14 protein-coding genes are annotated in these 19,465 nt (G+C 50.5%); 6 read left to right on the top strand and 8 right to left on the bottom strand.

What is annotated here, in order from left to right; all coding sequences use genetic code 11:
* Positions 1–113: 113 nt before the first annotated feature.
* Both NM96_01015 and NM96_01020 read right to left on the bottom strand, forming a co-directional pair.
* On the bottom strand, positions 114–473 hold the full coding sequence (locus NM96_01015; GenBank protein ID AVR78129.1) for a DUF454 domain-containing protein: 360 nt from the start codon (positions 471–473) through the stop codon (positions 114–116).
* An 18-nt stretch (positions 474–491) separates the two neighbouring features.
* Positions 492–1,079, bottom strand: a complete 588-nt coding sequence (locus NM96_01020; protein ID AVR78130.1) for a DUF1415 domain-containing protein — start codon at positions 1,077–1,079, stop codon at positions 492–494.
* Between the two features lie 368 nt (positions 1,080–1,447).
* Between NM96_01020 and NM96_01025 the strand changes: the two genes are divergently transcribed.
* Positions 1,448–2,584, top strand: coding sequence for a polyamine ABC transporter substrate-binding protein (locus NM96_01025; GenBank protein AVR78131.1), 1,137 nt, complete (start codon positions 1,448–1,450; stop codon positions 2,582–2,584).
* A gap of 85 nt (positions 2,585–2,669) precedes the next feature.
* Here NM96_01025 and NM96_01030 read toward each other — a convergent pair whose 3' ends face one another.
* From NM96_01030 to NM96_01050, 5 genes are all read right to left on the bottom strand, one after another.
* On the bottom strand, positions 2,670–4,643 hold the full coding sequence (locus tag NM96_01030; GenBank protein AVR78132.1) for a TonB-dependent copper receptor: 1,974 nt from the start codon (positions 4,641–4,643) through the stop codon (positions 2,670–2,672).
* A gap of 399 nt (positions 4,644–5,042) precedes the next feature.
* A complete protein-coding gene (gene serB, locus NM96_01035) occupies positions 5,043–5,876 on the bottom strand; it encodes a phosphoserine phosphatase SerB (GenBank protein ID AVR78133.1) in 834 nt (277 codons plus the stop codon).
* A 482-nt stretch (positions 5,877–6,358) separates the two neighbouring features.
* Complete coding sequence (locus NM96_01040; GenBank protein AVR78134.1) at positions 6,359–7,195, bottom strand: PHP domain-containing protein; 837 nt, start codon at positions 7,193–7,195, stop codon at positions 6,359–6,361.
* A gap of 293 nt (positions 7,196–7,488) precedes the next feature.
* Positions 7,489–7,707 carry a hypothetical protein gene (locus NM96_01045; protein AVR78135.1) on the bottom strand — a complete coding sequence of 73 codons (219 nt, stop codon included), beginning with the start codon at positions 7,705–7,707 and terminating at the stop codon, positions 7,489–7,491.
* Positions 7,685–7,918, bottom strand: a complete 234-nt coding sequence (locus NM96_01050) for an RNA-binding protein (protein AVR78136.1) — start codon at positions 7,916–7,918, stop codon at positions 7,685–7,687. The genes NM96_01045 and NM96_01050 overlap by 23 nt, the downstream gene beginning before the upstream one ends.
* Before the next feature lie 243 nt (positions 7,919–8,161).
* Between NM96_01050 and NM96_01055 the strand changes: the two genes are divergently transcribed.
* From NM96_01055 to NM96_01070, 4 genes are all read left to right on the top strand, one after another.
* Positions 8,162–10,363, top strand: coding sequence for a TonB-dependent siderophore receptor (locus NM96_01055; GenBank protein ID AVR78137.1), 2,202 nt, complete (start codon positions 8,162–8,164; stop codon positions 10,361–10,363).
* Positions 10,364–10,857: 494 nt separating this feature from the next.
* Positions 10,858–13,059: a TonB-dependent siderophore receptor gene (locus tag NM96_01060; protein ID AVR78138.1), complete on the top strand. Its 2,202-nt coding sequence runs from the start codon at positions 10,858–10,860 to the stop codon at positions 13,057–13,059.
* A 200-nt stretch (positions 13,060–13,259) separates the two neighbouring features.
* Positions 13,260–13,979 carry a hypothetical protein gene (locus tag NM96_01065; GenBank protein ID AVR80223.1) on the top strand — a complete coding sequence of 240 codons (720 nt, stop codon included), beginning with the start codon at positions 13,260–13,262 and terminating at the stop codon, positions 13,977–13,979.
* Positions 13,980–14,081: 102 nt separating this feature from the next.
* Positions 14,082–15,800, top strand: coding sequence for an ABC transporter ATP-binding protein (locus NM96_01070; protein ID AVR78139.1), 1,719 nt, complete (start codon positions 14,082–14,084; stop codon positions 15,798–15,800).
* A 451-nt stretch (positions 15,801–16,251) separates the two neighbouring features.
* Here the strand turns inward: NM96_01070 and NM96_01075 are convergent, their stop codons facing one another.
* Positions 16,252–17,028 carry a FadR family transcriptional regulator gene (locus tag NM96_01075; GenBank protein ID AVR78140.1) on the bottom strand — a complete coding sequence of 259 codons (777 nt, stop codon included), beginning with the start codon at positions 17,026–17,028 and terminating at the stop codon, positions 16,252–16,254.
* A 395-nt stretch (positions 17,029–17,423) separates the two neighbouring features.
* Between NM96_01075 and NM96_01080 the strand changes: the two genes are divergently transcribed.
* The gene (locus tag NM96_01080; GenBank protein ID AVR78141.1) at positions 17,424–19,067 is read left to right on the top strand and encodes an L-lactate permease; all 1,644 of its coding nucleotides are present in this window, start codon (positions 17,424–17,426) and stop codon (positions 19,065–19,067) included.
* Positions 19,068–19,465: the final 398 nt, after the last annotated feature.

Below are 19,465 nucleotides of genomic sequence, written 5' to 3' on the forward strand. Positions count from 1 at the left end.
TTTGTGTTGCGGATATTTTAAAACCGATGGTTTGAAATGACAAAAGGTCGTCTGAAAATACGGTTTCGGAACGGAAACTGCGTTTTCAGACGACCTTGTGTTTTGGATGCGAATCAGGGTTCGGGACGCAGCCACATCCAGACGGCGACGCAGCCGCAGCCCAATGTGGACGCCGCGCCTATCCACCATTTTTCGGGAAAGCGCCAAAACATGAAGATGCAGGATAGGCTCATCATGCTGATGGCGAAGATTTTGGCTTTGCGCGGGACGGCGCCGTTGTTTTCCCAGTTTTGCACCATGGGGCCGAAATAGCGGTGTTGGTGCAGCCAGCGGTGGAAACGGGGCGAGGCTTTTGCCCAGCAGGCGGCGGCGAGCAGGACGAAAGGTGTGGTTGGCAGCAATGGCAGGAAAATGCCGATGATACCTAAAAGTAAGGAAACTGCGCCGCAAAAGATGAGTAAGTAGCGAATCATGTTGTTTTGTTGGAAATCTTATTCGGATGCTTTGGTTTTGCCGTGATCAAACGGGCAGCGGGGAATATCGAGCTTGTCCCAGCCTTCGTGTCCCATTTTTTCGAGCAGGGCGATGTTGCGCTCGAAAATGGCGGAGGCGTCGGGGAAGGCTTGTGCGGCTTTGGCGATGCTGTCTTCGCGGATGAGGTGCAGGGTGGGGTAGGGCGAGCGGTTGGTGTAGTTGCCGATGTCGTCTGAATCCGTGCCTTCAAATTGGAAATCGGGATGAAACGGGGCGATTTGGACAATGCCTTCCAAACCGTTGTCCACAACGGCGGCATCGGCAATGTCGAGCATTTGGTTGAAGGTGTCGAAGTCGGGGAAAAGGGTTGGGTGGACAAGCAGGGTGGTTTCCAGCTCGTCGGCGGGCGTGTCGCCCAAAAGCTGCAATTCGCGGTCTAAGTCTTCGAGGAAACCGTCCAGATGGCGGGCCTGGCTGACGCTGATGCGCACGAGGTTTTTGACGTGCGGCGCTTTGGCGAAGGGGCAGAGGTTGAGTCCGATGACGGCTTTTTCGAGCCATTGGCGGGTGTGGTCGGTTACGGTGGCGGAGTCAGGGGTAGTCATGCGGGAATTAGGATTTGATTTAATTAAAAATAGTTCTCAAAAAGTATAACAAATAACATGGGTTTTAGGCAAAGGGCATGGGTGTGCGGATAGGGAAAATTTATGTGTGGCCAGTATGTAACAGGTCGTCTAAATATTTTTTTGTTTATGAAGAAAACCATAGCGGAAAGCAATGAAAAAACGAAGAAATTTTCCCGTCTAACCTATTGCGTCGACAGGGATTTTGCCGTTTAATGCGAACCTGCTGAATCAAGGGCCCGAGGCATATGCCGGCCGCCCCCACAGTTAACCTTTTGTATGCGGACAGTCTGCGCTTGACTGACTGCCGCCGCTGCAACAATTCCCCCTTCCACAAAAGGACTGTACCCATGAAAAAAACTTCAATGGCGGCGGCACTCATCGGCCTCGTCTTGACTGCATGCAGCGGCGGCCAACAAACCGCCGCAGAATCTTCCGCACCTTCTTCCCATACAGCCTCCGACAAGCTCAATATCTACAACTGGTCGGACTACGTCGATCCCGCCACGCTTGAAGCGTTCGAAAAAAATACGCATATCAACGTCCGCTACGACTACTACGACAGCAACGAAGCCCTCGAAGCCAAGCTTTTGACCGGCAAATCCGGTTACGACCTCGTTGCACCGTCCATTGCCAACGTCGGACGCCAAATCAAAGCCGGTGCGTATCAAAAAATCGACAAAAGCCAAATCCCGAACTACGCCAACATCGATGCCGACCTGCTTGCCATGATGGCAAAAGTTGATCCGGGCAACCAATACGCCGTCCCTTATTTCTGGGGCATCAACACGCTCGCCATCAACAAAAAACTGGTTCAAAAAGCCTTGGGGACGGAGCAGCTGCCCGAAAACGAATGGGATTTGGTGTTCAATCCCGAATACACCAAAAAGCTAAAATCCTGCGGCATCAGCTATTTTGACAGCGCCATCGAACAAATCCCGCTCGCGCTGCATTATTTAGGCAAAGACCCGAATACCGAAAACCCGGACGATATCAAAGCCGCCGTCAACATGATGAAAAAAGTGCGTCCCGACATCAAACGCTTCACTTCGTCAGGCTATATTGACGATATGGCGGCGGGCAACCTTTGCGTTTCAGTCGGTTACGGTGGCGATTTGAACATCGCCAAAACACGCGCGCAAGAAGCGAAGAACGGCGTCGAAATCGAAGTGTTAGCACCCAAAAGCGGCGTCGGCATCTGGGTGGATTCCCTGATGATTCCGCGCGATGCCCAAAATATCGCCAATGCGCACAAATACATCAACCACACGCTCGATCCCGAAGTCGCGGCACAAAACGGCAATTTCGTTACCTACGCCCCCGCCAGCCGCCCTGCCCGTGCATTGATGGACGAAAAATATACCGGCGATGCGTCTATCTTCCCGACCAAGGAATTGATGGATAAAAGTTTCATCGTATCGCCCAAATCAACAGATGCAAGCCGCCTGAGCGTCCGCTTGTGGCAATCGCTGAAAGCAGGCAAATAGCCGTTTTGATGCGTTGGAAAACTAAAGGTCGTCTGAAAACCCACAATCGGGTTTTCAGACGACCTTTCACTTTCTCAACTCAACATCAGAATTTCGCTTGCAGCCTCAACCAAGCGGTACGGCCAGGTTCGTTGACGCGCAAGGTTTGCGTGCCTGCTGAAGGGTCGCCGCCTTTGCTGACGAATTCGGCATAGGTTTTGTTGAACACGTTGTCTATGCCGGCCTGCAAGGTGGCGTATTTGCTGAATTTCCAGCCGGCATTGAGCGAGAGTACGCCGAATCCGGAAGAGGCACCGATGTCCTGACCGACGATATTGCCTTGACCTTTGCTGTAACGGTTTTGTTTCGCTACGACGCGCCATAACGCGCCTGCGCTGTATTTGCCGTTGTCAAAGGCGAGGGTGTTGTTCCACTCGAGCGGCGGGGTTTGTGCCAAAGGTTTGCCGTCGGTACGGTTTTTGCCGTGGGTGTAGGCGAGGCTGCTGCCGATTTCCCAATTAGGTGCAAACGTCCATTTGACTTCGGCTTCGCCGCCGAAACGAGAGGCTTTAACGTTGCGTACGCCTAAATCCGTGCCTTGGCGTTCGAGTATGATGAAGTTTTTGACATCGCTGCCGAATACGGATACGGAGGCATGGAGGTTAGGACGTTTCCAGATGATGCCCGCATCGATTTGGCGGTTTTGTTCGGGATGGATGATTTTCTTTTTGGCGCGCAGACGTTCCCAGTAGTCGGGCGAGCGTTCGGCGATACCGAATCCGGCGTAGTATTTCAAGCCGTTATCCGTATCACGTTCCCAACGTAAGAAACCGGAATTCAAGTTGAATTTCTGATGTTTCAAAACGGGATCGGTTACGTCTGCGGAATCGTAATGCGCTTTGACACGGTCGTGGCGCAAGCCTGCTACCCAACGTTGTTTGTCGGTTTGCTGCCAAGCGGCTTCGGTGAAAACGCCCCATTGTTTGAAACTTTGATTGGGCATGTAGGGCTTGTGGCTGTAACCGTCGCCGCCGCGTTCCATACGGGCGACGTGTACGTCGTCCATATAATCTACGCCGGTTTGCAGATTGAGTTTGTCCCAGTCGAAGGTGGCTTTCAGACGACCTGTGTCGGTGTTGCGTTTGGGGTTGTTGGCGTTTTTAATCTGTTTGCCTGCCGGATTGCGGATGGTGCGCAGGCTGTATGTGTCCATGACGTGGTCGATTTCGCTTTCACCGTAGCGCAATTCGAGTTCGCTGAACCAAGGGGTGAGGTTGCGTTGGGTAAAGCGGACGTTCCATGCGTCGCGGTCGAATTTGCTGCCGTCCATCATGCGGTCGGCGTAGGCGACTTTGGCCCTGCTGCGTTCGTATGTGCCGGCAATGGTGGTGTTTTCGGTCGGGGTGATGCCCAGTTGCAGCATTTGGCTGTCGCGTTTGAAATGGGAGTGGACGCTCTTGCCTGAGCCGTCTTTGTAGTCGCCGGCTTCGTTATGGGAAATATTGCTGCGGACGTAGCCGTATTTGCCGCCGAACTCGGCTTCAAGCGAACCGTCGCGGCGGTCGTTGCTGCCTGCGGTCAGGGAGGCGTTGATGTTGTAGGGTTTTTCGCTGAAATCAGGGTCTTTGCGGATGAATTGTACCGAGCCGCTGACCAAACCCATGCCTTGGGTTACGGTTTGCGGGCCTTTGGTGACGACGACTTTGTCGAAAGAATTCGGGTGGATGTAGGCAGTCGGCGGGTCCATACGCATGCTGCAGCCGCCGTAAATAAACTGGTCGTCTGCGTTAATCGACAGGCGCGAACCGCCCAAACCGCGGAACAATGGATCGCCCGAGCTTCCGCCTTTGCGGATGATGCTCATGTTGGGCACGGATTGTAAAAGGTCCGCACCGTCTCCGGCAGGGAGGGGTTGCAAAGCAGCTTTGGGGTTGAAAGTAACGCTATTGGCTTTTTGTTGTTGTGTGCCGGTGACGGTAACGGGGGAAAGGATAACAGTTTCTTCGGGAACGGGGTCTGTGTCCGCCCAAGCCTGGGATACGGCTAAGGCAATCGGCAGAAGGAGTAGCTGGTGTTTCATTCTTAGAGCTCCTTTTATTGGTTTAGTTCATTGGGTGTAGTTAATTACTACTTTGGTAGTATAAAGAATGTCAGGCAGTTTGTGAGTAATAAAACGGTTTTATTTAATTTAAGTCAATATTTTTGAGGCATAATTAAATTATTTGAATAATAGTAGTAACTGTATTGATTAATTGCCTGCTTTTCCATCTGGCAGGAAGAAGGAATAAGGTTGCTGCGGGGATAAAGAGGGCTGTGTTCAGGATTGGTGTGCAAACCTGTTTCGGCGTGCTGCGAAGGCGTGTCCCTTGGCATTCCGTTTACAGTCATTACGATATTTCAAACAGCAAAAAGGTCGTCTGAAAATTTTTCAGACGACCTTGGTTTTAACGGGAAACTCCTGACCACCGATACAGACGGTTTATTTAAACCAACCCCTGACGCGCTCCAGCCCGCCGAAATTGATGCAGGCATCGGCGACTGCCTGCGCTTTCGGTTTGGCGCGGTAAGCCACGCCTACGCCCGCTTCTTTAAGCATCGGAATATCGTTCGCACCGTCGCCCATCGCCAAAACCTGATGCGGCTGCAATCCGAGGCGGTCGCGGTATTCGCGCAATAAATCCGCCTTGGCCTGCGCGTCGATGATTCTGCCTTTCAGACGACCTGTCAGCTTGCCGTTTTCAATTTCCAAAATATTGGCGTGTTGGTATTCGAAGCCGAGGCGTTGTTGCAGCCTTTCGGTGAAAAACGTGAATCCGCCCGACACCAGCATGAATTTCACGCCGTGCGCCTTGCATTCGTCCAGCAAAAATTCCGCGCCGGGCGAGAGCCGCAAAACGTTTTCATAAACCTCCGCCAAAACCCGTTCGTTCAATCCCGCCAACAGGGCGACGCGGCTGCGCAAAGACTGCTCGAAATCCAATTCACCGCGCATCGAGCGTTCGGTAATTTCCGCCACACGGTCTTTCAAGCCGACACCCGCCGCAATTTCATCGACGCATTCAATGGTAATCAGCGTCGAATCCATATCGCTGACAATCAGCCCGAGTTCGCCGAACGCCATATCGGGCAACACGGCGTGGTCGATTTGACGGCTGTCCAGCAACGCCGCGTCTGCTTCGTTGAAAGAAAACCCTTCTTCAACAATAAAACGCATACGCTTTTCATCGGCGTAATCAGGCTCGGGCAGGCGGGTGAGGAGAGCGGAAGGCAGGGCTTCGGGGGAGGGGAATTGGAGGACGAGGGCATGCGGCATGGCGGTGGCTCAAAAAATGCGGATTGCGGATTATAGCAAAGCCTGAAGATTTCATATCGGGAAGGTCGTCTGAAAACGGGCTTCCTGATGAAAACCGTATGCGTGCGGCGATGCGACGAAGCGGTTTTCAGACGACCTTTTGGGGAAGTATAGTGGATTAAATTTAAATCAGGACAAGGCGACGAAGCCGCAGACAGTACAGATAGTACGGCAAGGCGAGGCAACGCCGTACTGGTTTAAAGTTAATCCACTATAATTCCTTTGAATCAAATAGGACGCCTATTCGCCATCATGGCTGCTTTTGTGTGTATGGGCATGACGGCGGCGGTACGGTTTGGTTTTACCTGCCAAGATTTTGCACGGACAAGTTGTTTGAAATTTTCGGCAAACTAGCGGATAAAGCATACGCGACGGGATTTGGTAAGGTATGGCGTGTAGCGTCGGCAAGTTTGTCCCAATATCCAAACTTGGCCTTAAACGCCTCAAACCCTTTTGAAATGTTCCCAAACCGGTTTGCAGTTTTCCGGCAGTTCGGGACACGCGCCGAGGATGCCGCCACTGAAGTCGTTTAAGCGGTGGAAATCGCTGCCCGCGCTGGCGAGCATACCGAAGCGTTCTGCCAGCAGCGCGTAGTTGAGGCGGTCGTTTTTGCAGCAGTTGCCGCTGTGGACTTCGATGCCCACGCCGCCGAGGTTTTTAAATTCTTCAAACAGATTGCGCTTGACGGTGGCGGACAAGTCGTAGCGCATGGGGTGGGCGATGATAGCCATGCCGCCTGCGCCGTTGACGGCGGAGACGCAGTCTGCCAGCGTCGCCCATTCGTGACGGACGGCGCAGGATTTGCCGTCGCCCAAGTATTTGGTGAACGCCTGCTGCTTGTTTTTGACGTGTCCCGCTTGGATGAGGAACTCGGCGATGTGGGTGCGGCTGACCATTTCTTTGTTTGCTGCCAGCGCGAGCGCACCGTCGTATGCGCCGCCGATGCCTTTCTTTTCGAGCTTGGCGGCGATGGCTTCAAGGCGTTTCAGACGACCTTGCCGCACTTGTGCCAACAGGTTTTGCAGGTTTTCGTCCTGTTCGTCGAAATCCAAACCGACGACGTGTATGGTGCGCCCGCGCCAAGTTACGGAGATTTCCACGCCGTTGACGAAACGCAGCCCGAGCTTGTCGGCTTCGGCACGTGCTTCGGCAATGCCGCCGGTGTGGTCGTGGTCGGTCAACGCCAGCAGCGTGCAGCCGTTTTGATGCGCAAGGCGCACGACTTCGGTAGGGGAGAGCATACCGTCGGAAACGGTGGAATGGCAATGCAGGTCTATCATGGGGCGTTATGCGTGTGGTGAACGGTGGGCGGGGTGTTTTAATATTGTCGGGCAGTGGCGACGGCGGTAATTTTAAAAACGGGTGTATGGCAAATTCAAAGGAAAAGACCCTATGCTGTCATTCCCGCGCAGGCGGGAATCCAGACTTTGATTTGTCGGAAATGTTTAAGGTTAACCGCTATTTCAAACTTCTGGATTCCCGCCTGCGCGGGAATGACGATATAAGTATTTTCTATTTCAATTCACAATAAAAGGTCGTCTGAAAACGCGGTTTCCATCAAGCCGAACCGTTTTCAGACGACCTTTCCGTTGTCTTCGTCGTCCGTCCAACCCGCTTCTTTCAATTTCCGCCGTTGCGCGTCGTATTTGGCTTTATCCGTCCAATAAATCGTCTGGATGCAGGCATCGCCGCAGTCGCTGCCGCAGCATTCCCACGATTCTGGGCGGACGGGTTCGTCTAGAAGCGGTTCGCCCAAGAGGGCTTCGGCTTTATTCTTCAGGGTCGTATCCATCGGCAATTTCCAAGCGCGCGCCGTCAAACTCGATGACTTCGCCGCCGCGTATTTTGGCGGTTTTACGGGTTTCGGTTTCTCCGTTGCGCAATACCAGCCCTTCGGTGATAAACGCTTTCGCCTGCCCGCCGCTTTCGGCAAGTCCGGCGAGCTTCAGAAGGTCGCATAAGGCGATGTATTCGTTGTCTTCGAGATAGACGGTGGCTTCCATGAGGTTTCCTGTAATAGGTTTGGTTCGGATGCGTCAAATTGTAACATAGGTCGTCTGAAAGCCGTTTCAGACGATCTTGAATCTTCATGCGGATGTTGTTTATCAAAAAAAAGCAGAAGTACGGAAATCATGAAATAGCTCAATTAACATTAGTTATTTAATTACAAATTATGTGCATTAAGATAAAATATAATCATTATTATTCATAATAATTAACTTGATTATCAACCCGAGAACTTACGCATGAAACCTTTAAAAACCCTCGCACTTATTGCTACCGCATTACCTTATGCCGCATTTGCTGAAGACGTGCCGCAACCTGTACTGACTTCGGAATTGCAAACCGTCAACGTAACCGGCAAAAACCGTTCTACCCGCACCGAAAACCGCGACTCTTACACCACCTCTGCCATGCGCACCACCACCGGCCTTGCCTTGTCCCCAAAAGAAACGCCGCAATCGGTGAGCGTGATTACCAAGACACAAATCAATGAGCAGGGGATTACCAATTTGGTTGATGCCCTGAAAACCACCACCGGTGTCAACGTCATCCGTGATGCCGGCATTCCGCGCTTCCAATCGCGCGGGTTCTATATCGACCAAATCGAAGAGGACGGAATCTCATCTACCGTCCCCGGCGCCATCAACAATCCGATGTATGACGCGCAAAGCATGAACGACATCGCCGTTTACGACCATATCGGAGTCGTGCGCGGTGCGACCGGGCTGACGCAGGCAAACGGCGAGCCGGGCGGTACGGTGAACGCCGTACGCAAACGCCCCACCGGCGAACGCATCATTCAGGGCGAAGTCCAAATCGACCGCTTCGGTAAAGTCCGTACCACCGGAGATTTTTCAGGTCGTCTGAACGATGAAGGCACCTTGCGCGGCCGCGCCGTCGTCGCATTGGAACGCGACAAAAATTTTAAAGACCGCGTCAAAGGCGGCAATGCCACACTTTACGGCGTGATGGATGCATCCGTCGGCGACAACACCAAAATCACTTGGGGCGGCCTCTATCAGCGCAAACACACCAAGCCCGACGACTGGGGTGTGGCATTGAACCTGCCGCGCGATACCTATCTGGGCTACAACTGGAACAAAGGCATTTACGATAAAGCGAACGCATTCGCCGAAGTGGAACACTATTTCAACGACAACTGGCGTTATACCGGCAAGCTGGATTACAACTACAACGAAAATACCAAGAAAAACAGCGGCATTTACAATACGTCCACGTCCTACGCAGGCTACACGCCCGGCGGCACATTAGCCTCCGGCTGGTTGAGCCGTTACGACAATGACGAAAAACAACTGACCTTCAAAAACAATTTGAACGGCAAATTTGAAATTGCGGGCGTGCCGCAGGAAATCTTTACCGAATACACTTACACGCATACCAAAAACAACGGCAGCCGCCGTCAATACAACCCGGGCGTTTCCTTCGACCCGATGACCTTTACCGGCAACGAAATCGCCGAACCCGCCGACTGGTACGCCACACCTTATCAGATGTATTGGGAAACCCATTCCAAACGCACCACCCACGCGCTGCTTTTGGGCTTCCGTTTCAATATGTTGAAAGAAAAACTGCACATCATGGCAGGTACGCGTTGGAACCACATCAAATCGAAATATATAACCGACTATTTCTACACGGATGGCAAGATAGACAACGATCCCGATTCGGTTACCGACCGCAAAACCGTCCGTTTCAATCCTTATTTCGCCGTTACCTACGATTTGACGCCGAACCAAAGCCTGTATGCCAGCTACACATCCATCTTCAAACCGAACAGCAATCAGCGCAAAGACAAATCCTATCTCGACCCCGTTACCGGCGCGAACTACGAAATCGGCTGGAAGGGCGAATGGTTTGACCACAAGCTGAATACCTCGCTTGCCCTGTTTGACATCGAACAGAAAAACCGCGCGGTGCAGGTTTGGGATACGGCAGACCAAAAATGGTATTGGGAACCCGTCGGCAAAGTCCGCAGCCGAGGCATCGAAGCCGAAATATCCGGCAACCTGAGCGAAGATTGGAAACTGTTTGCGGGTTATACGTTCAACCGGTCCAAATATCTTGAAGCGGAAAGCAAAGGCACCGTCCCTGCAGGCACCAATTTCAGCCTACACACGCCGAAACACATCCTGCGCCTCCACACCAGCTACAACCTGCCGTTTGGCGGCAAAAAATGGACCATCGGCGGCGGCGTAACCGCACAAAGTAAAACCGCCAGCCTCTACGGCGTGAAGCGCGGCAGTCATGCGGTCTTCAATGTCAATATCGATTATCAGGCATCGAAAAACCTGAAACTTGCGCTGATTTCGACCAACCTGTCCAACCGATACTACTACGAGAACAACAAAGTCAGCAGCAAAGGCGCGAACAACTACTACGGCGAACCGCGTAATGTAATGTTCAACGTCAATTACAAATTCTAATCCGCCTTCCGTAGAAAGGTCGTCTGAAAACTGTTTTCAGACAACCTGCCTAGCCACACGGCAATCCGCCTTTTCACGGTTCGCAAGAAAATGAAGCTAAAACTGACTGATACACAGATACCCCCTCGCCAAACAGAAGAAGGGGTATTTTATTGCCGGCCAGAATTTTGACTTATGGCAAGAGTATGTGAAAAAACGTGAGGTCGTCTGAAAAAACGCTTGCCATTTTTTACAGATGGTTTATAGTTCTTTATAACTAATTTTCAGCTAATTCCTTATATCTATCTTTGCAACCTTGGATAAGTAGTTGCCATTGGGTACTCTGCCCGGCGGCAACATTTTTTTATCCGCCGGGATTTGATAAAATCCGTCCGTTTTATCTGACGCAGGTCGTCTGAAAAACCTAATACTTTGAATATTTATAGTTTTTATGGTTATAAATATCAAATAAAAATAAACATTTTACGACAACAGCTTTATCTGGAATCAATCAAATGAACAATACAAACAAAGAGAAACTTTTCAAACTCAGCACCTTGGCGTTCTGCCTTGCCGCGCTGCCGCAAGCCGTTCAAGCCGCTGAAGAAGTGCAGCAGGTCGAATTAAAGCAGGTCAATGTGGTCGGCAAAAACCGCAGCCTGCGTACCGAAAATCGAAATGACTATACGACTTCGGCTATGAGTTCTACCACAGGACTGGCATTGACTCCGCGCGAGACGCCGCAATCCGTCAGCGTTATTACAAAAAATCAAATTAACGATCAAGGTATTACTACGCTGGCAGATGCGTTGAAAACAACGACTGGCGTAAATGTCGTTCGCCAAGGGAACCGCACCCATTTCCAAAGCCGCGGATTCTATATTGAAAAATTGGAAGAAGACGGCATGGCTACCACTATTGGTGCGCCGGGCATATTTGGCAGTCCTGCCAGAGACGGGCACAACATCACCGACCTTGCCATGTATGACCACATTGAAGTTGTGCGCGGTGCGGCCGGGCTGACCCAATCCAACAGCGCGCCCGGAGGTACGATTAATGCCGTACGCAAAAAACCGACGGTTAAAAAACAAATCAGTATGAATGGTTTAGCCGACCGTTTCGGTAAACGGCATATCGAATTGGATGCCTCGGGCACTTTAAGCTCAGAAAACCAACTCCGCGGGCGTATTGTCGGCAGTTTTGATCATGACAAAACATTTCAGGATAAAGTGAAAGGGCAAAATAGCCTTCTTTATGGCGTTTTGGAAAAAGACATCGGAGAAAACAGCAAGGTTTCTGTCGGTGCGTACCGTATCGCCCAGCGCAACACCCCCAATCTCAACGGCTTACCTTTATGGGAAGACGGAAGCAGTCTGCCGCGCGACAGCTATTTCGGTGCCGATTGGAATCATGGGCGATTCATCAAAAACGGTGTTTTTGCAGAATTTGACCACTACTTCAACGACAACTGGAAATGGAACAGCAAAATCGATTGGCGAAACAGCCACTCCGACCAAAGGTATGCTTTCTTAATGGCAGACAAAAGCGGATTGAAAGCCAATCAATCCATCGGTATTGAAGATCAACAGGCTTTCCGCTATCAGCACGACAGCAAACATCTGCATATTCAAAACAACCTGCGCGGCAAGTTTGAAGCCTTGGGTCAAACCCACGACATCTTCCTGACTCATAATTATTCGAAAGAGCGCAATAACCTGCACCATACCCGTATGCAGGCAACCGGCAGCTACAATCCATTTTCTGCCGTTATCCCCCAGCCGGACTGGGCTGCCGAACCATACAGCATTATGGACAGCAACAACCATTTCTATACGCACGCCCTTGCAGCAGGTACCCGCATCAATCCTACGGAAAAACTGCATCTGTTGGTAGGCGGACGCTATACCCATTGGAAACGCGACTTCGATTACAACTGGTCCCGTTATGCAGGCGCTCCGGACAATGATGCAAAAACCTATTCGGTCAAAAACAGCAAATTCATTCCATACATCGGCATCACTTACGATTTCATGCCGGGGCAAAGCCTCTATGCAAGCTATACATCCATCTACAAACCGACTCTGAAAACAAATGCAGACAACAGCTATCTCGCGCCCGAAGTCGGTAAAAACTACGAATTGGGTTGGAAAGGCGAATGGATGCAGAGCAAACTCAATACGGCCGTTTCCCTGTTCCAAACCGATAACACCAACGTCGGCGTGCGTGTCAACGTTCCGGCCAGCGGCAACAGGAAACAGACTTTCTACTACGTTCCCGCAAAAGAACGCAGCCGCGGTGTAGATGCGGAAATTTCCGGAGCAATCGGCGCAAATTGGAAACTGTTTGCCGGCTATACCTACAATATCCGCAAAACAGAAAACCATCCCAATACCGAGGGCGATTTTGCCAACTGGACCCCAAAACACATTTTCCGCGCTTACAGCAGCTATACGCCGCCGTTTGCAAACGGTAAGTTAAGTATCGGTATAGGCTTGTCCAGTCAAAGCAAAACTGGCAGCAAGCTGCCCCAAGGCGGCTATACCGTTTGGAATGCCGGTTTGCAATACCGTCCGACCGACAATTTGCAACTTGGGCTGGCGGTCAACAACCTGACTGACAAACGCTACTATGAAAACAACAGCAACCGTACAAAAAACTACGGCAACTTCTACGGCGAACCGCGCAATGCTGTGTTCAGCCTGAAGTGGAAGATGTAATATAGTATAGTAGTACCGTCATTCTCGGCTTGCATGGGAATGACGGTATATAAGTTTTTATTCATATTGTTTTTTTAAATTCATAAGATTTTTTGTGCACTATTATGGAAGTGTTAAAAGAATTTTTTTCAAATTTTTTGAAAGCACAGGAAGAAAAAATAAAGCTTCCTACATTTGTTACGTTTTTAATTGCTTTCTTAGTGTTTAAAATCTGGATTTATTGGAAACCAATTAGTATTTTTCTTCTTTCTAAGCAAGATATAGAAACCAGAATTATTAAGATAGATAATCAAATTAATTTGATTGAAAAAAATTTCATTATTTCTTCCTGGTGGCAAAGTATTCTATTTTCTATCTTTATAACTACTATATATATGATTTTATTTCCATATATACAACTAAAAGTTAATTATATAATTTCTTCATTTAAGAAAATGAATTTTAATATTCAAGCGGAGTTTGAATCTGAATGTAGGAAAATAAAACTAAAAAGAGAAATAGAAGAACGAGAATATAGAAATTTACAAAATCAAAATACTACTGATAGAAGCTTTGCCGATCAATTACGCGATAGGGATGATGAGTTGCGTAATTTATTAGAAGAGATGAGTAGGCTTTCAAAAAACTATAATAATAGAATAGAGGAAATGAACAAATTACATAGTGATGAAATAGGAAGTATTCATTCGGATTATCAGAAAAAAATTGAAAATTTGAATAAGGAAATAGCTGAACTACAAGAGAGGATTGAATATATTTCGTATCAAGCCCAACAAGTAGAAAATGATATGCGACAAGAAAGGGAAAAAGAAATTCATTTACAGCTGGAACAAGAAAACTTGGAATATAACAGGCTATTTGAGGAAAATAAAAAACTTCGCTGGGAATTGGAACAGCTTAGATCTAAGGATTCTTCATAATTCAATGGATTTTGGGTTGTCTATTATGTGTCTAACCAAAATCTTATCTTGCACACATAGATTTTCAGACGAGCTCCCGTTATTCGTACCAACACACCATCCATGAACATCCTCAAAAAATTCTTCCGACTCGCCCGCCCTTTTTGGACAGGGGCGCACGGGCGCATCCAATGGCTGATGCTCGCCGTCCTCATCGGCTTCACCCTTTGTTCCATTACCATCAGCGTTTGGATCGCCGCGTGGGACAAACGCTTCTACGACGCGCTCGCCGCGTTTGACGGCGCGTCCATGCCCGCGCTCATCGTCGAATACCTCGGCTACATGGCGATGATTATCGGCTGCATCGTCTGCGGCGACTGGCTGCAAAAACGCCTCATCTTCCGTTGGCGCACTCACCTGACCGAACAATTCCAGCAAAACTGGCTCGAAGGCCACAAACACTATCGCCTGCGTCTGACCGGCGAACCCGACAACCCCGACCAGCGCATCGCCGAAGACATCTACCTCCTCGCCGACAAAAGCATCGGACTGTTCCGCTCCTTCATCAATAATATTGCCAAATTCAGCGCGTTCGTCGCTGTATTGTGGACACTCTCCGGCGTGCAAACCTTCAATATCGGCGGGCGCGACATCACCATACACGGCTACCTCGTCTGGGTTGCCCTGATTTATTCCGTCATCAGCACTCTGATTGCCCACCTCGTCGGCCGCAAACTCAAAAACCTCAACATCGACCGCCAACACCGCGAAGCCGACTACCGCGCCGCCCTCCTGCGCGTGCGCGACCACGCCGAACAAATCGCCTTTTACAACGGCGGCGAAGCCGAAACAGGTCGTCTGAAACAACGCTACCTCCGCATCCGCGACAACTGGCGCCGTCTCACCAACTGCGAATTCCGCCAAGAAACCTTCTGGGCGACCTATGTGCGCATCAGCATCTTCATCCCCATCCTCGCCACCCTGCCCATGTACCTCGCCAAAACCATGACCTTCGGCGACATGATGCAGACCCGCACATCGTTTGCCCGCGTCCAAGACAGCTTCGGCTGGTTTACCGACTCCTACCGCCGCCTCATCGAATGGGCGGCAGTTGTCGAACGCCTCTCCGGTTTTCAGACGGCATTGGAACAAATAGAACAAGAAGGCAGAAGCGCCGCCCGCCCAGCGTCCGCACCCGCCCTGACTTTAAACAACCACCGCCAAAGCGGCATCCTCGTCCTGCAAAACCTCACCGTCCACACCCAAACCGGCAGCCCCCTGCTCACCGACATCAACCTCGAAGCCCACGCCCCCGAATGGGTATTGCTCGAAGGCAGAAGCGGCATCGGCAAATCCACCCTGCTGCGCGCCCTCGCAGGCTTATGGCCGTATTACCAAGGCAGTTTCGCCCTCGGCGGCAGCCTCCTCTTCCTACCCCAACGCCCCTACCTCCCCGCTGACACCCTACGCCACACCGTCAGCTATCCCCACCCCGCCTGCCAAGACGACCAAATCATTCAGACGACCTTGGAACAAGTCGGACTAGGCCGCCTGAAAGATAATTTAGACGAACCATACGAATGGCACGGCATCCTTTCCGGCGGCGAACAGCAACGCCTCAGCCTCGCCCGCGCGCTGCTGCACAAACCGCAAATCCTGTTCCTCGACGAAGCCACCAACCAGCTCGACGGCGAATCCGCATTGACGCTGATGCAAACCCTCAAACGTGCCTTACCCGACACCCTCGTCATCGGCATCAGCCACCAACCCGAAATCCAAGCCTTGTTCGGACGTAAAGTTAATTTAAAACCACTCGACGAACTTGCAAACCGTTCAGATTAGTAATATAGTTCTTTTTGACTAGTTTCATAGTTCTTTAGGGTTACTTTTAAAACTCCTTGGATAGCCTCCGCCAGCTCCCGGCAGGAGGCGTTTTTTTTGCCTGTCTGCGCTTAAAACAAATTAAATTTCAGGGCGTTGGATAGGTATAGTGGATTAAATTTGAATCAGGACAAGGCAACGAAGCCGCAGACAGTACAGATAGTACGGCAAGGCGAGGCAACGCCGTACTGGTTTAAAGTTAATCCACTATATAAATATTGGTATTTGAATAGGTTTAATTTTCAGACAAATCTTGTTGTATGGGCTTAATGTGTAAAACAAGAAATAGAAAAAGGTCGTCTGAAAACCTTGCATTCAGGTTTTCAGACGACCTTTGTGTGCATGAACTTATATCAGCAAGAAGGATTAGCCGCCGAAGTATTCATGCTCTAATCTGAGAAGTGTTGAATGTTTACCAGTCCTGCGCCCGCTTCAAGTCGTTCTGCGCCAGCGTGTCGGCGTGTTCGTTGCGGCTTTTGTATTCCCTGTTTTGCAAGATGCTGTTGGCGACGTAGTTTAAGTGTATTTTGGCGGCTTCGGCGGCATCGGCAGGGCGGCGTTCGAGTATGGCTTCGTAGATGGCGCGGTGTTGCGCGATCAGCTTGGGGCGCGGGTCTTCGGTTTGGTTGGAATAGATGATGCTGCTGCGCGTCTGGCGGTAGAGCATTTTGAGCAGGCCGCCGGAGAGGTGGCTGAAGAGGATGTTGTGTGCGGCATCGGCGATGGTTTGGTGAAAGCTTACGTCGGCTTCGCTTTGATGTTCCAGATGGCCGCTTTCGCAGGCGGATTCGAATTTTTGCCGCCAAAAATCAATCCGCTTCAAATCGGCATCGGTGCGCCGTTCGGCAGCCAGCGACGCCATGCAGCCTTCGATGTGGCAGCTGAAATCGAAAACGTCGGTTTCCCAGTTGGAATGTTTGCCGAGCAATTCTTGCCAGCTTTGGAGGAAATCCTGCTGCGGTTTGACGGAAACGTAATAGCCGTCGCCCTGCCGCGCTTCCAAAACCTGCCGCGCAATCAGGATGTTGAGTGCGACTCTGACCGACGGGCGCGATACGCCGAACTCTTCCGCCAGCGTGCGCTCGGGCGGGATTTTGCCGCCTTCCTCGTAAACGCCCGTCGCAATCCGTTCTTCTAATATCGACAATATTTGGTCGCTGATTTTTTGTGGCCGAACCAGTTTTGTCATTTTAATTCCCTCTTTTCCCTCATGTTTTCTTTATGAGGAAGACTCAAATCCGATAATGTGATGCGGCAGGTCGTCTGAAATGGCAATCTGCGTCAAAATTGGCATGACCAAATTGGTATGCCCAATGTCGCGGTATTCTAATTAACCGGCCATATCCCGTCAATATGGCTTGTTCTACCCGAATATGGTTTAAAACTATATCGGGTTACATTTTTACAATTCATATAATGTTTTGTTTTATTTAAAATTAAATAACAATTTTGCACTTATGCAGCAAGGTTGTTTAAAAAAATAATTGACTGCCATATTAAAGTTTCGTAAAGTGTCCTCCGTTCAAAAAATTGGTTTTACCAATTTAGGAAAGTATATTAGAAAAATATTCGGAGATTTTCCCAATGGAAACTTGGATTCAAAATTATACCGCAGTGGGCGGCAGCCTATATTTGACGGCAGCCGTCGCCCTCCTGCCCATTATCTTTTTCTTTGTCGCACTGACCGTCCTGAAGCTTAAAGGCTATCAGGCGGGGCTTTATACGCTTCTGATTGCGCTTGGCGTTGCCGTATTAGGTTTCGGAATGCCTGCTGGCATGGCGGTTTCTTCCGCGCTGTACGGCTTCGCTTACGGTTTGTGGCCGATTGCATGGATTATCGTTACTGCCGTGTTCCTGTATAAAATTACCGTGAAAACAGGGCAGTTCGACATCATCCGCGCTTCCGTGATTTCGATTACCGAAGACCAACGCCTGCAAATGTTGCTGGTCGGCTTCTCCTTCGGCGCCTTCCTCGAAGGCGCGGCAGGCTTCGGCGCGCCGGTGGCGATTACCGCCTCGTTGTTGGTGGGCTTAGGTTTCAATCCGCTCTACGCCGCCGGTTTGTGTTTGATTGCCAATACCGCGCCCGTGGCTTTCGGTGCGATGGGTATTCCAATCTTGGTTGCCGGTCAAGTGTCCAACCTCGACCCTTACCACATCGGTCAGGTCGCCGGCCGCCAACTGCCGATCCTGTCGATTATCGTTCCTTTCTGGTTGGTCGCCATGATGGACGGTATGCGCGGCATACGCCAAACTTGGCCTGCCGTATTGGTGGCGGGCGTATCTTTCGCCACTACCCAGTTCATTACCGCCAACTTCATCGGCCCCGAGTTACCCGACGTGACCTCCGCATTGGTCAGCCTGGTCTGCCTGTCTGCCTTCCTGAAAAAATGGCAGCCTAAAGAAATCTTCACCTTCAACGGCATGAAAAAACCGGCCGAGCGCAAAGCGGGCGAATACACTGCCGGACAAATCATCAAAGCCTGGTCGCCTTTCGCCATCCTGACCGTTTTCGTCAGCGTATGGACGATTAAGGGCGTTAAAGAGGCTTTGGGTGTTGCCACCATCAAATTCGACTGGCCGATGCTGCACAACTTGGTACAAAAAGCCGCGCCCATCGTCAGCGAACCGACACCATACGCCGCCGTGTTCAAAATTGACCTCCTCGGCGCAGTCGGTACGGCAATCCTGTTTGCTTCCATCGTTTCCGCCGCTTTGCTGAAAATGAAACCTTCCGAAGCCGTCAGCACTTTCTTTGAAACGCTCAAAGAACTGCGCCTGTCCATCCTGTCTATCGGCTTGGTACTCGGCTTCGCATTCGTGGCAAACTATTCAGGCCTGTCGTCCACATTGGCACTCGTCCTCGCCGCTACCGGTACCGTATTCCCGTTCTTCTCGCCGTTCCTCGGCTGGCTGGGCGTATTCCTGACCGGTTCGGACACTTCCGCCAACGCGCTCTTCGGTTCGCTGCAAGCCAGCACTGCGCATCAAATCAACGTCGTACCCGAACTGACCGTCGCAGCCAACACCACCGGCGGCGTGACCGGCAAAATGATTTCGCCGCAATCCATCGCCATCGCCTGCGCGGCGGTCGGTCTGGAAGGCAAAGAATCCAACCTGTTCCGCTTTACCGTGAAACACAGCTTGATTTTCTGTACCTTCGTCGGCCTACTGACCCTGCTGCAAGCTTATGTCTTGCCGTGGACGCTGGTTTTCTTCAACAAATAAGCCAATTGGCTTGAAATAAAAAAGGTCGTCTGAAATCCAATTTGGGTTTCAGACGACCTTTTTGTCGTTGTGGGCTGCAAATACGGATATGCAGAAGGTTTTTATTTGAATCTGTGATATAGCTAAATTATAGTGGATTAAATTTAAATCAGGACAAGGCGACGAAGCCGCAGACAGTACAGATAGTACGGCAAGGCGAGGTAACGCCGTACTGGTTTAAAGTTAATCCACTATACTTTATTTTCGATACGCAACTTACTGACTGTCGTCATTCCCGCGTAGGCGGGAATCCATTTTTGAAATTCAGAAACTGTTTTTCAAATCGAGGTTTCTTTAGATTGTACGATGGATTACCGCCTGAGCGGGAATGACGGAATTTGATGACCTACTGTATTTAA

Origin of the sequence: Neisseria mucosa (genome assembly GCA_003028315.1) — a bacterium.
Classification (GTDB): domain Bacteria; phylum Pseudomonadota; class Gammaproteobacteria; order Burkholderiales; family Neisseriaceae; genus Neisseria; species Neisseria mucosa.